Origin of the sequence: Mucilaginibacter sp. (assembly GCF_965201005.1) — a bacterium.
In the GTDB taxonomy this organism is placed as follows: Bacteria; Bacteroidota; Bacteroidia; order Sphingobacteriales; family Sphingobacteriaceae; genus Mucilaginibacter_A.
In genome coordinates, this window is record NZ_OZ241747.1 from 1,482,300 (window position 1) to 1,496,978 (window position 14,679).

General features: G+C 42.4%; 11 protein-coding genes. All 11 read left to right on the forward strand.

Going from position 1 to position 14,679, the window contains the following annotated elements:
- The first annotated feature begins 84 nt into the window (after positions 1 to 84).
- The 11 genes from ACOFKR_RS06870 (at position 85) to ACOFKR_RS06920 (ending at position 14,608) form a co-directional block, all read left to right on the forward strand.
- Positions 85 to 717: a response regulator gene (locus tag ACOFKR_RS06870; protein WP_419803283.1), complete on the forward strand. Its 633-nt coding sequence runs from the start codon at positions 85 to 87 to the stop codon at positions 715 to 717.
- A gap of 352 nt (positions 718 to 1,069) precedes the next feature.
- Positions 1,070 to 1,513 (forward strand): hypothetical protein, encoded by a 444-nt coding sequence (locus ACOFKR_RS06875; protein ID WP_419803284.1) that lies wholly within the window; start codon positions 1,070 to 1,072, stop codon positions 1,511 to 1,513.
- Between the two features lie 38 nt (positions 1,514 to 1,551).
- Complete coding sequence (locus ACOFKR_RS06880) at positions 1,552 to 1,887, forward strand: hypothetical protein (RefSeq protein ID WP_419803285.1); 336 nt, start codon at positions 1,552 to 1,554, stop codon at positions 1,885 to 1,887.
- Positions 1,888 to 1,904: 17 nt separating this feature from the next.
- Complete coding sequence (locus ACOFKR_RS06885) at positions 1,905 to 2,750, forward strand: DUF4239 domain-containing protein (protein ID WP_419803286.1); 846 nt, start codon at positions 1,905 to 1,907, stop codon at positions 2,748 to 2,750.
- A gap of 27 nt (positions 2,751 to 2,777) precedes the next feature.
- Positions 2,778 to 3,581, forward strand: coding sequence for a hypothetical protein (locus ACOFKR_RS06890; protein ID WP_419803287.1), 804 nt, complete (start codon positions 2,778 to 2,780; stop codon positions 3,579 to 3,581).
- Between the two features lie 215 nt (positions 3,582 to 3,796).
- Complete coding sequence (locus tag ACOFKR_RS06895) at positions 3,797 to 5,548, forward strand: hypothetical protein (protein ID WP_419803288.1); 1,752 nt, start codon at positions 3,797 to 3,799, stop codon at positions 5,546 to 5,548.
- Positions 5,549 to 5,620: 72 nt separating this feature from the next.
- Entirely contained in the window at positions 5,621 to 7,381 is a 1,761-nt protein-coding gene (locus tag ACOFKR_RS06900) for a hypothetical protein (protein WP_419803289.1), read from the forward strand.
- Positions 7,382 to 7,506: 125 nt separating this feature from the next.
- Positions 7,507 to 10,740: a hypothetical protein gene (locus tag ACOFKR_RS06905; protein WP_419803290.1), complete on the forward strand. Its 3,234-nt coding sequence runs from the start codon at positions 7,507 to 7,509 to the stop codon at positions 10,738 to 10,740.
- A gap of 65 nt (positions 10,741 to 10,805) precedes the next feature.
- A complete protein-coding gene (locus ACOFKR_RS06910; RefSeq protein ID WP_419803291.1) occupies positions 10,806 to 11,759 on the forward strand; it encodes a hypothetical protein in 954 nt (317 codons plus the stop codon).
- Between the two features lie 900 nt (positions 11,760 to 12,659).
- Positions 12,660 to 13,694 carry a hypothetical protein gene (locus tag ACOFKR_RS06915; protein ID WP_419803292.1) on the forward strand — a complete coding sequence of 345 codons (1,035 nt, stop codon included), beginning with the start codon at positions 12,660 to 12,662 and terminating at the stop codon, positions 13,692 to 13,694.
- Between the two features lie 29 nt (positions 13,695 to 13,723).
- Entirely contained in the window at positions 13,724 to 14,608 is an 885-nt protein-coding gene (locus ACOFKR_RS06920) for a hypothetical protein (protein WP_419803293.1), read from the forward strand.
- Positions 14,609 to 14,679: the final 71 nt, after the last annotated feature.

Consider the following 14,679-nt stretch of genomic DNA (forward strand, 5'->3'; position numbering starts at 1 on the left):
CTTGCTGCCGTGGTACCTTTGAATCAAATAATAACGGCTGTTACAAAAACAGAAGTAAAATGCCAAATATCAAAAATATTGTGAATGATCAAGATCGTAATATTTGATGACCATAAGCACCGGCGTGAAGCATTGAAGCTAATGATTAGTTTGAACAAAGACTTAGAATGCATAGGTGATTATGAAGATTGTAGTAATCTCGTTGCTAACCTTTGTAACAAACCGCCGGACGTAGTGTTAATGGATATTTATATGCCTGGTATAAATGGCATCGAAGGAGTTAAGTTGCTACAGAAGCATTTTCTTAAAACCTGCATCATTATGCAAACGGTCTTTGATGATGATGATAACCTGTTCAACTCCCTTCTGGCGGGCGCGCATGGTTATTTGCTTAAAAATACGCCAACCGATAAAATAGTTGAAAGCATATTGGAAGTGGTAAACGGTGGGGCACCGATGACTCCTTCGATTGCAAGAAGAGTGCTCGCCTACTTTAGTAAAAGGCCAGCAAGCAACAAAGAAGAATTTAATTTATCCATACGTGAGGTAGAAATACTGGGATGGCTGGTAAAAGGATATAGCCAAAAGATGGTGGCTACTGAGCTATATCTGTCCAGGCATACTGTCAACAATCATATCAAGAACATTTACCAGAAGTTGCAGGTGCATAACGTCTCAGAAGCTGTCGCTACCGCATTACAAAAAGGGATTGTTTGATTTTTTAAAAAAATAGCTTATTTACGCTATTGACCCATGCCAGGTGAGGATGTTACCTTTATCGTAAATAAAATAACCAAAACAACATTTATTTATTGCAGCCGAATTGAAAAGATGAAGGTTTGCACTATTTACATAGATAGTATGAAGGTTATAATAAAGTAGTACAAAGATTTCAAGAGGGTGCTATAACGGGTGACTATATTCATTGCTTAATCCCGCAGTATCACTACAGTTGTAGCAAGGTCCTTTTTTTTCCTATTAGAAACATATTGCAAAAGAACGAAAGCGACTTCGTAGGGCGAAGCTATGCCACAAATAACATATTAAATTCAACAAAAAACGACCAACCATGACACCATTTTTTACCAGCAGACAAACACGTAAAGCACTATTTGGATTAGGCATACTGTTTACCGCCTGTTCCACTATTTCAAAGTTTGACCAGTATGCGTACACGCAAGCTACGTCGCTCAAGGTAGACGCATTATCTGTCATGGGGCATGCTAATGAAAGCTATCCAATGCACCGGCAGGAAGTACAACAAGTACAAACTTCACTGAGCAAAATGTATGAATACGAAAAGAATCGCCCTAAGAATGCTATCACCGAAAAAATGTGGTCTGTGCTTGCCGATTCATCCGGCAATCTCTATGGCGGGTTCATAAAAAGGTGGCAAAAAGAGGGTACTCTGGACACTGCATTTATCAGGATTTCGCAAAACCTTGTAGGCAAGTCTTTTGACAATATATCACAACTGGAAAGCGGTAAGATAAAACCTTCCCAAACCAACTAATCATCACTTATCACGATAATCAGTAAAGTACACAAACCATGAGCAATATAAGTCTTGACCAGTTTTATCAGAACATAGAAAGCGGCGTCGAATCACTTGCAAAATCGACCCTGCATGATTACGCGACCCAGGCAAAATCCGACGGACAAACTACAGTAGATGGCATGAAGGAGTATTTGCAGCAGTGGAAGTTAGAAGTCGAAGAAGGCGCACTCACGCTGGAAGATTTGAAATACTTATTGAAAGAAGCAGCCGCAGTTACCGAAATGGCTGCATTAAAAGAAGCTGGCCTTGCTGCTATACGCATAGATGAGTTCAGGCTTGGAATCACTAATGTAATTACCGGGGCTGTTGCAAGTCTTATCAAAGTATAACCAAGAAAAATTATATTATGACCATCGATCTACCCGGAGACAGCAGCATATCCGTTCCTCAATGGGTAACATGTATTCTTTTTGTTATAGGAATGGTAATAATTGCACAGGTAGGCCTGTGGTTGTTTAACAAGCTTGGATGGCAGGCCGGGCTGGAACAAAACAACGAAGTAACCGGGATTATATTTGGTGCCATAGGACTAATATACTCATTGATGCTGGCGTTTGTGATCGTAGCCGTTTGGGATGATTACAACAATTTGGATAAAACGATTGAAACAGAAACGGACAGGCTTAACAGTATATTGGCACATACCAGTAACCTCCCTGATAAACTTAAAGCGATTGTTGGTAAATCCATTTATGATTATTGTGACCAGGTAGTGAACCAGGAATGGCGAATGCAAAAAACGAGAATAGAGTACCCTAGTGCGATACCTGTACTGCGCCAGGAACTGCTTAACATCCAACCTGAAAGCCAAATACAGGAGCGTGTATTTGATGCGGTAGACAAAGACCTAAGCAGCATTAGTGATTTGCATCGCGAACGGTTATCCCATACGCACACACAAATGCCGCCACTGATATGGCAAATATTAAAAGCAGGTACGATAATACTAATTGTGTTTACCTATTTTTTTCATGTTCCTTCCGACAGATTAAAACGAGTATATCTCACTTTCACAGTAGTGAGTGTTTCCATCTGCATGTTTTTGGTCTATAGCCTCGACCATCCTTTTGATGGCCAGGACGGAATTGACAATCAGCCTTACCGCAATGTGCAACAGGAGCTTAAAAGTTATATCCCGGTGCTCACACCGCGATTAAATAATAAGTGTGCCTATACAACAACAGCCGACTAATTTTTTTTAACTGTAAAACACATAATAATGAAAAAGTTTATTTACATCTTAACAATCATCTCTTCTATTATTTTAGCTGGTTGCAAAACCAATGTGCATTATAACACCCAGGCCACAATGGCAGGTATAGTGATTCTCTTGATCTGTACGCTTTTTATCGTACTTGCCGTATATAGCAACATACTGAGAGATGAAATCAGTAATTGTGAGGAATTTGAAGCCAATGCTAAGCAACTACAACAGAAAAGCAGATGGAAACTGGTTGATAAATCAGCGCCTTTCAGTTTGACTAATGTGCAGTTCGGATTATGGACGGTTATTATTTCTTCTGCTTACATCTATCTTGCCTTATGTAAAGGAGATTGCTCCGAAACGGACATTAACAAAACGGCGTTGGTACTTATGGGCATATTTGCAGGTACGGCAGTAGCCTCATCGGTCATTGACAAAAACGAAATGGCCGATAACCGGCCAAGGCACCAAAACATGCCGTCACAAGGTTTCTTTATTGATATATTATCCGATGATAACGGCATCAGCCTGCACCGCTTTCAAAACTTAGCGTGGACAATGATCGCCGTTACGGTTTATCTCTACAAAATCTCACAAGTGACCACCGGCTGCCAATTGCCTGAACTGAGTGATACGTTACTTGCTTTAACGGGCATCAGCAATGTAACTTACCTGGTGTTAAAAGGCAAGGAGAACGATCCAACAGTAAAGGAAGCACAGCAGGAAAACAGCAACAATCCCGTTATAAATAATACACAAGTAAATGGAATGCCTGTGAACCACGTAGCTGCACGCGATGCTACCGCAGCAATAGGATGATAGAATGAGGTATTTACGCTATTGACAAGGTGTTTAATAGATAATAACTATGCACCTGTAAATACAAAATGAACCTATGGCATAAGAAACAAAGACAGGAACCAACATTTGAAGCAATAGACTTACGCTTTAAATCTGTCTACCTAACCAGTTCACTTTTCAAATAAGGTTTTCCGCCAAACAGAGTAGACCAAGTAATCGCAAACAAGCGTGTTATGCGAAACGATATTGCATGCCCTCAAAATTATATTATTTCTTCACAAAACATAAAACAAAAACATATGTCAAGTACAACAAACAACTTATCTAAAAAGGGATACAAACAAGAAACACGTCAAAATGAATACGCTGTCACTGATGTCATAAATTCAGCAACATGGCAGTTTACCAATAATAGCGGACAGGATGTCGTCCTGATTGATGCGTTCTCTGCTGAAGATTCTGCTTTAGAGCAACTCTATGAGCAAACCCTAGCGTTTGTCAAAACTGCCGACCATCAGATTGCCCTTACGCAGGACGCTGCCAAAACGATCGCCTTACCGACTGTCCATCTGGATGAGCATAACCGGCCGCAGGATTATACAATCATTGTTGCCAATGCGCAAACCTTATTCCCTCTAAAAGTAGTAGAACTTTCCGTAGCGGCTAATCATCAAAGCTTTCCTGCTACTGGTGTAACAGCTCTAGATGTAACAATTAGCAAACAAGCCGAAGCATTTACAAAAACCATTATTGCTTTTCCCTCTACTTCGCTGGCTGTTGATTTTGCCACGGCACTGCAAACGGGCGACCCAGACGCTATAGCAGCTTTTTTTGCCGGGACTGTTAATTACAAAAATCTCACATTGGACATGGTGGTGGCTGTGCAGACTTACTACAATCGCTTTCCTTTCTTTTTGACTGATTACACCGCTGCCAAGACTTACTATCTCTACACCTCTGATGGAACCAAAAACAAGTATGCAGGGTCAGTCGCGCTTGAAAACCAGGCGGCTGCATTCACCAGCATGGACAAAGCCACGGATAGTTTTTCAGCCAGGTATATTACCACCAATGAAGCTGATTACACCACCCTCTATTATCAGGACGGACAGCTGGTGGATGATGTGGACAGCGACAGGCCGGATTACTGTCTGCAAGGCTTGTTCATGCTGCGCAGTGATATTACCAAAAAGGAGGAAGACAATCAGATCATCCTCATCCTGAAAGGCACCGTTAATGGGAGGGATGTGTTTGGCTATGATCAGAAGCAGGAACGCAGCAAAGAGGGGATTTACAAATATTTGGATGTACTGGTGCATCCGGAAGTCACTAAAGAATGGTTCTCCGTATTGGGAGTAATCGTGGCTGGTGTAGTAGGCTTGGCATTGCTTGGAGTAGGTGTCCGCCTTTTGTTCAAGTATTTGAAAAAGGCGCCGAAAATGACCCCAGCGGAGATTGGGGCAAAAAACCTGGAAATCAGAGAACGGAACCGGTTGAACCGTCAGGCTGCCATAGATAAGCTTGGCGAAGTACACATTAACTTGCCTGAAGATGCCAGAACAACCCTGGTTCAAATCAAAGAAGGGGCCGATAACGTGCTTCTTAATGACAACAAACTCAAGTTAAGCGACACAATAGCACAGCAGGAAGTAATGTGTAATATAATCGACGACTGGGCAAATCCCACAAGCATGAGCAGGATTAAAGCAACTATAGAGGTAGTTAAAGGCGAGATAGATACAATAGATGCCAGGGAACTGGGCAGGGGTACCTGGTTGAAAGATACGCTTACTAAACTAAGCGAGACTACGAGAGATTTAGCCTTTAACTATAATCAGGTCAAAGGGGCAGTACGGGATCACAATGCGGCATTTGAAGAAAGTAATAACAGGATTACCGAAATAGCACAAGTGATCAACAAAAATGAAGAGATCAGAAATAGCATAGAAGAGGAAATCCCCGAATTTCCGGAAATAGAAGAGTAAGCCATTCTTATACTCTTTTCAATTCAGTATTTAAAAATATATTAATCACAAAAATTCAAAACAAAAACAATCATGTCACAACAAACAACAACTTCAGGAGCTGTATCAGACACTCCGGCTAGTGATGCCAACGTAAACAAAAGCTGTGTCATCACCAATAATACTTCCATAGCAGTCCTTGTACTGGATGCGCAAGGCGACGATGTCGTTCCCATGCAGATAGGGTATGAACAAAACCTAAACTCTATGGCCAGCAGCGATGGATATCAATCCCTTGACACCGGAAAAACCTTAACCTATATACTGAACGATTGGTACACTGATGAAGACAAAACGCAGCAGTACAGTACGAACTATCAGTTCATTCTGGCCACCCTTGATTGCCTGTATCCGGTTAAAATGACCCATGCACATTACAATTTAAGACCCAAGCCACATACGTACGATCCAATTATCATTGCCCAGGCAGACTTTGATAACATGAAGCTTGCTGAGCAGTTTCAGCAAACCCTTATGGCCTATCCTTCGTCCACCCTGTCTAAAAGTTATCAGAATGCTATGTCTGGGGCTACCGACAGTTCTGGTACCATTGAAGACATTGACACAGCAGTCAACAGCTTTTTTGCTACCACCAAAGAGTATAAGAATGTAACCCTAAGCATGATTACGGCAATATCCACGTATTACAGCCAGTACCCTTACGTGTGGGGAGGTTACCAGGGCAGCAAAACGTATTATTTATATGGCAGCGACGGGGACACGGTAACCTATCAGGGATCAGTACAGATCAAGGTAGACCAGGTGCTTCCGGCCCGCACCGACAAGGATCTACCCTATTTCACCCTCACCTTTACGGATGCAGACAACAAGTCAAAACCACTGTACTACGTGGGCGGACAGTTTGTTGATGATAAAGCCAAGGATATTCCCACTGTTTGTTTGTCAGGGACTTTTGTGGCGAAAAGCACCCTCACCAAGGTGGCTACCGATACCGCCATGATTTCCATCTTATCCGGCACCGTGAATGGCGTTTCCGTTTTGGGCTATGACCAGAAACAGAATCAGGATAAAGATGGCAACTGGTCGGGGCTATATACACTGCTGCACCCGAAAGATGCGATGGGTTGGATGTCTCTGTTTATGACGGCCACAGGTTTATTTATGGGATTGGAGATGGTTTACAGAGGGCTGGAAGGTTTGAAAGACCGGTTGTTTAAGAAGCGCAATTCCAACACCGACCAGTCAGACCCGAATGAAATCGAATTGGAACAAATACGCACCGATGTCAAATCAGATAAGACAGCCAAGAAGGGGGACTATCAGGAACTACTCGACAAAATGGATAAGCAATTGGAAATGGCTGAAGATCTGTCGGCCAAAATGGACGACTTTCAGAACAAAGTAACCGACCAATTGAACGAGGATCAGCGGAGTAACCTGGAAGACGGCCTCGTGAACCAAAGCGATGCGGCGGGACGTATGCTGGAATACGGCAACCCGCCAAGCATGAAAAAAGTCAGCACTGATATCGATAAAACCTATGACACACTCGATAATTTACCGACCGAAGAACTTGCTTTCCGGCTTCCGGATATCACCTACCACATTACAAATGTCATCAACGTTAACTTCAATAATGAAGTACAACGGGTAATGGAGGGCAGTATTGCTCAGGAGGTTCGGGATGCGATGAGTAATGCACAGGAGAGCGCCGCCAATGCGGAAGAAACGGGAAGCAAAATTGAAGAAAATAAAACGAACAATGAAAATGGTGAAGTACCTGAAGACCTCGACTTCAAGCCCCATGAATTTCAGCCCGGTATTTTTGAATAAAATCCCCCACGCCGAATGAAGTTTTAATAGGGAGAGGCTGCTCCACAGTATGTTACAGCCTCTCCTTCCATTGTGCTATAAGCTATCTATAATTTTATTGTTCACATTTTAAAGAATCTAAAAAAATGTCTCTCAAAGCTATTTCCTTCATCAATGATATGCCGTACGACCTAGTCGTGTATGACTCGTCCAATCCAGATAATCCCAGCGATGCAGAAAACAACTACCTGGGACTGCTCACCTCACTAGGTACAGTTACGGCTAATTCCTCCTCTAACATTATGCCCCTGCAGCCCGGTTCGGCTTTTGTTATTGAAAATGCCTCCCTCTTCAAACCTGTAAAACGGTGTATTTTAGCTCCGCTTTCCAAAATCACCTCCTTTACGGTCAATCAGGCCGATGAGGATGCTATAACTACGGCACTGAAGTTCATTAACTTCACCCTGGATAATCCAAACGATTCCATTACCAAGGCCTTTAACACCATGGTGCAGCAAAATGGTGATGACCTGAAGCCTGCCATGGAAGCTTTCTTTCAGCAGTATCCTGACTATGCTACCTGCACCTTTCCTAATTACATGATGGGGCTCGTTTATGCAGCCCAGCATCCGGACACCAAATCCAAACCACCTGCCCAGGCCATCTATTCGCTGAGTACACTGGTAGAGTGCCTGGGAGGTAGCTGGCACGAAGGCATGGCGGATATCACCATTTCCAATATCGTATGCTCTACCAAAGACAATGTGCTCGACATTAAAGGTACCATCGATATCAGCAATTTACCTTTTAAAAGCGATGCCATTCGCGACAACGTCAGATCGTTGTTTGTTAATACCACGGTAAAGGCCGAATTTATCTTCAACTATGCCATGAGTCTGGGAATTTTCGGTACCCGGCTGAAGCTGGCCTTCGAGAACTTTACCATTCCTGCCGGTTCGGATCAGATCAAAGTGAATAATCCTACGCTGACCATTGATATTAACCCTTTGTTCAAATTCGTGTTGTTTAACCTCCAAGGCGTCATCCCTTTTAATCTCTTCAGCAAGGCCTTTGATGCCAATATTTCCTTGGCAGTGGATAATGATGAAGCTGCTGTGGGTGTGACCATTGATGGTGATAATACTTCTTTCCCGGCACCTTCCGGCCTGAAAGGATTGCATTTTGATGAGTTTGGCGTAGGTATGGCCATTTTTTTCAAGCCACCTGGTTTTGCCCTGGGCGTTCAGGGTAAATTTCACATTGGCGAGCCGAATGGCGGTAATGTTATCAGCCTCAACGACGACACGTTTGCTGTTGTTTGTGAATATGTGGGTGAAGCAGTCAAGCCTAAATATTTAGCTTTTTCTGTCCCAAAGCTCGACCTGAACACGGTTGTTGAACTGTTTACGAACGCCAATCCGAAAATCGATGTTCCTGTTGAGTTTTCTGACCTGTCTTTTCACTGGTCAGATGGTTTGATGGATAGCGTGGTTTTGCCGGATGGCAGTTTATCGCCCGGCGGTTACGGCTTCAGCGCCTATGCACAGATTTTTTCTTTTGGCTTTTATGGTCAGGCTAATCTTGATATCAACTCTGGTTTAACAGCCAATATGGAATTTTCTCCTATTATCTGGCACAATGTGTTGAAATTTACCGGTGATGGCAAGGGTTACAGCCTAAAATTAGATGCTAACGGTAATCCAATACCCAACAACTTTATGCCCACTACCCAGGCCGAGAAAGATGCGTTAGCCAATGCTACAAGCAGGCAGATTATACCATCCGGTGGTGCTAATCTTATCATTAATACCTTAAGCATGCCCATACTGCACGTCAGTGCAAAGGTTAGCCTATTTGATTTACTGGAATGCGATGTTACTGCAGACATCAATAAGGACGGCATCAAATTCGAACTTGATTTCGGAACCATTCTAACTGAAAAAATGGTGTGTAACCTTTCTGATTTTCACAATCTCTATGGCGAGTTTGGCTATTACATTGATAAATCTATTCCCCTTACAGCTATAAACGGTGTAAGTGTAGGTTCAATACCGCTCAAAGCAGATACAAATGTGCACATAACGATTACATCTTCTCTTTCCGATATTGTAATCAGTGTTGGTGGCCAGTTTGACTTTGAGGGGTATCACTTTACATTTGGAGATTTCTCCGCCGATATTAATATCAGCAAAATATCAGATTTTGTAGGTGCTATCATTCAATATATTAAAGATGAAGCAAAAACCATTTTCAACCAGTTAACCGACACTGCGGAACATTGGGCAGTAGCTGCGGGTAAAGGCATCATCACCGGGTTTGACGATGCAGGAAACGTAATGAAAAATGCTTACGGAAAGTCAAAAGAGGAGGCGGTCACCATTCTGAAAGCGGCTGGCTTTGCGGTGAATGACGTTGTAAGCGCGTTGAAGAATGGGTACAACGCATCGAAAAACGATATTGCCAGTGCCATGAAAGAAGCAGGCTACGTGACCAATGACGTGGCGAACGGGCTGAAAAGCGCCTACAACGCAACGGCTGATGAGGTAACTGCTGCATTAAAAGCTGCCGGCTATGCATTCACCGAGGTAGCGACCGCCATCAAAGACGTATGGGAGTGTGCGCAAAAAGATGTTGCCCGGGTGATGAAAGCGGCAGGCTACGTAACCAATGACGTGGCGAATGGGCTGAAAAGCGCCTATAATGCAACGGCTGATGACGTAACTGCTGCATTAAAAGCTGCCGGCTATACGTTGGCCGAAGTAGCGACTGCCATCAAAGACGTATGGGATTGTGCACAAAAAGACGTGGCACGGGTTATGAAAGAAGCAGGCTATGTGGCTAATGACGTAGCGAATGGGCTGAAAAGCGCCTATAATGCAACGGCTGATGACGTAACTGCTGCATTAAAAGCTGCCGGCTATACGCTGACCGAAGTAGCGACCGCCATCAAAGACGTGTGGGAGTGTGAGCTAAAAGACGTGGCACGGGTCATGAAAGAAGTAGGCTACGTGGCCAATGATATTTGCACTGCATTTAAAAGTGCGTTTAATTCTACTGCGCAGGATGTAGGCAATGCATTTAAAGCAGCCGGAATTATAGCACAAGATACCGCCAATGCCATAAAGACGGTGTACAATGTAACCATTGATGAAGCTGCCTCTGTTCTTAAGCAGGCAGGCTATGCTGCCAATGACGTTGCTTCGGCATTGCAAAGTGCATTCAACACCTCGGTTAATGCGGTAGCCGATGCAATGAAACAGGTAGGCTATGCGGCAGATGATGTAAAGAATGCTTTTGAGAGCCTGGGCGGCGATTTTAAAAGTTTTGCGGATAGTGTATTGGGAGACGCCAAACATTACCTGAATCCTTCTAACTGGTAGTACCGCCTTTCTTCTATTGTAAAACAGATTTTCCCAAACAAATACAATCAAAACAATTAATTATTATGTCAACTATTATCACTGAAGTAAAACAGATTTCCGAAGAAAATATGCTTAAGGAAATTAATTCAATGAAGGCTGCCGGAAGCACTGCTGACGATATAGCCAGGAGCCTAAAGGATACTTACAACGTTACCATAGAGAGTGTTGCCAGTGCCATGAAAGCGGCAGGCTACGTGACCAATGACGTGGCGAACGGGCTGAAAACCGCCTACAACGCAACGGCCGATGAGGTAACCGCTGCGCTAAAAGCTGCCGGCTATGCATTCACCGAGGTAGCGACCGCCATCAAAGACGTATGGGAGTGTGCGCAAAAAGATGTTGCCCGGGTGATGAAAGCGGCAGGCTACGTAACCAATGACGTGGCGAATGGGCTGAAAACCGCCTACAACGCAACGGCTGATGAGGTAACGGCTGCGCTAAAAGATGCCGGCTATACGTTGGCCGAAGTAGCGACTGCCATCAAAGACGTATGGGAGTGTGCACAAAAAGATGTTGCACGGGTTATGAAAGCGGCAGGCTACGTAACCAATGACGTGGCGAATGGGCTGAAAACCGCCTACAACGCAACGGCTGATGAGGTAACCGCTGCGTTAAAAGATGCCGGCTATACGTTGGCCGAAGTGGCGACCGCCATCAAAGACGTGTGGGAGTGTGCACAAAAAGATGTTGCACGGGTCATGAAAGCGGCAGGCTACTTGGCCAACGATATTTGCAGCGCTTTAAACAGTGCCTTTAACGCTACTTCGCAGGATGTTGCCAATGCACTTAAAGCTATCGGAATTGTAGCACAGGATACCACAAACGCCATAAAGACGGTGTACAATGTAACCATTGATGAAGCTGCCTCTGTTCTTAAGCAGGCAGGCTATGCTGCCAATGACGTTGCTTCGGCATTGCAAAGTGCATTCAACAGATCGGTAAATGCGGTAGCCGATGCAATGAAGCAGGCAGGTTAAGCTGACGATGACGTAAAGAATGCTTTTTAAAGCCTGGGCGGTGATTTTAAATCCTTTGCAGATAAGGCGTGGGGAGATATTGAAAATGTTTTCAATCCTTCACATTGGTAGTAAAAAATATTTAGATATAACATAAGGTCAGCGATAAAGCTGGCCTTTTTGTTTAAAATATTAAAAGCAATTATCACAATTAAGGTACAAATGGTTAGGAAATTTCTGCTTTTGATGCTGCTGTCAACGTCGAAAAGTCAGCGAATTCCTTAATTTGATAGGAGATAGCAATTAGTTTAAGAAGCTGTTTAAATTTTGCCCGTTAATTTTCCATGCTTCTTTTATCAACTTAAAAACCCAAAAAATTCATACTTTCTTGTATTAGTACAACAAGTGAAGACAAAATTTACAGGCATAAAAGAAGCATTACAAATTCAATAGATATAAGTCTAAACAGCTTCTAAATAAATAAGTGCGATCAGCGATATGCACCGCAAGTTTCTAAGTCATATTCATTCGCAACTGCCATCATCAGTATGAATTATATTAGAGGTAGTGTTGGTAATTTTTTATTGTTTTTTCGATGTATCGTCTATAAAGATGCAAAGATTGTATCTGTCGTTTTTTGTCTTTTAACGATGTGTTTATCCATCATCTACAACTTAGATCATCCCTTATCTCCCAGTTCCGAATTAGATAATACTGCTTACAATAAAGTATAATCCAAGCTACCTTCTTAATATAGACTATTTAATAAATAGCGTATTTAAGCTATTGCCAGGGCAAATAGCCAAAGGCATTTTTGGATTGTAAATACAAACAAAACGGTTATCATTTTTTACTGCTATTTGGTAATACTTAATACAGCTTGATTTTCTATTCACCAAACTGCAGAATAAATAATAATAGATGATTTTAAAAAATCAACATCAGAATATGCTTGGAGACATATGGCATGAAACAAGATTTCTTGATCCGTTGAAAACGACTGTTCCAAATGCAGCAGCCCTACTGCATTTTGTTCAACATACCATCAATGCCACAACTGCAATAGATTTACAATCTATTATTCCTTTTGCCAGGCATATTCCTGCATCATCCGGCAATATATTAGAACTGCATTTTGGTAAGAATACCGTTGATTTTGCTACCAGGGTGAATAAAGATTTTGATAGGGTTGTATTGAGAAAAATAAACCATAATTACTACAACCTGCCTTTTATAAACGAAGATTTGCTTAGGCTTATTAAACCAGAAAGAAATGGATTTAATTATGGAATAGAAAATATCTGGATAGAATATGATGCACCTTTCCTCTGCTCGCCAGCTATCTTTTTTGATATTGACAGAAGTGCTTCTTTTTGCCCCCAATCTGCTTACAGGAGTGTGCAAAAAATTACAGATAGTTTCGAATGGCAGATTGGTGGAAGATTGCTTCAATTTTTAAATCAAATTAAGCAAGCAGGTTTACAAGTGGTTTATTATGGTTTGATGTTTTCAAGGGATACCGGTTCCATACGCCTTACTATTCACGGCATTCAACCAGCTCGGCTAAAAGATACCCTTGAAAAATTGGCATGGAAAGGAAATTACCAAAGCTTGCAGAGGGTTACAACTTATTTAAAAAAGGAACAAAAGCTGGTGGTGGGAGTTGATTTTAAAAACGATGTGGAAGACCGTATTGGCATCGAAATTTTTGATAACGCCCCTATTGCTTTTTTGCAACAAACCCTATGCAAAAATCAACTTATAAGTAAGGAACATACTGATTTGCTAAAAAAGTGGCAACAGTGCCTTGCCCTACCGGAATATCTTACCAATTCACTGAGCCGGTTATATCAACGACCCGTACAACATTTATACACCCGTATCAACCATTTCAAATTCATTATTGATAGCAGCGAAGCAATAGCCCTGAAAGGTTATTTGTATTACTGTTTTTGATTTATTCACCATAAAAACCTGTAGAATTTATGGCAAAATTTAAAGTAATTACCGACAAACTAAATAAACGGCGGCAGATACCGGCAAGCTTGCCTGATAATAATAATATCAGTGGTATTGTTTTCAAAGATTATAGCTTTGAAGGCACGGCAGCGGGAACAAACACGCTCGGTAACTGGTATGTCGACCGTGACAATAACTTTTATTGGGGCAAGGGATTAATGATCTTGTCCGATACTGTACCGTACGCGACACCAGGTGCCGATGTTATGCCACCCGCGTTTAACGCCAGCCAATTGGAGCTACCTGTCACCCATACCCAGTGCATTTCCTGCGCTTCTTGGCTGGATACGCACTTTGGCAAGGCGACGGCGGCTGCGGTAGCCGGTACCCCTTTTGAAAAGGAGTTGCTTTATGCCATTGCCTGTCAGGAAACAGCTATTTACTGGTGTCACTGGATCAATGATCATACACCTGAAGATATACTAGCACGTTGTGTTTTTGATGCTTCCGGCGATGTGAATGGTACCCGCGAAGCATTCCCTAAAAACACGACGGCTTTTATAGAAAAGTTTGGGCAAGACATTGCCGATATGCTAATTGCGGAAGCTAACGCATCCAGGGCATTACACGGTTGGGAACCTAAACAATGGGTGTATGCAGGTTACGGTATCTTTCAACATGACATTCAGGCAATTGTTACAGATCCTGATTTTTTTAAAAAAAAGGAGTGGTATAGTATGGATGCATGCCTTGGCAAAGTAGTCAGCGAGCTACAAGAAAAATGGCATGTCCACACCGGCGATTTGTTCAATTCAGTAAAAGCCTATAACGGCAGCGGGACAAGGGCGGAAAACTATGCAAAGAATGTGTTTCAGTTTTTGTCCTGGATTAAAGCGGATCATAATCAGTAATAATCAAATACATTAAACTAAGAGCCTACTTGAATTTCTAATATTAAAATTTATAATGCTTCTTTTATGCC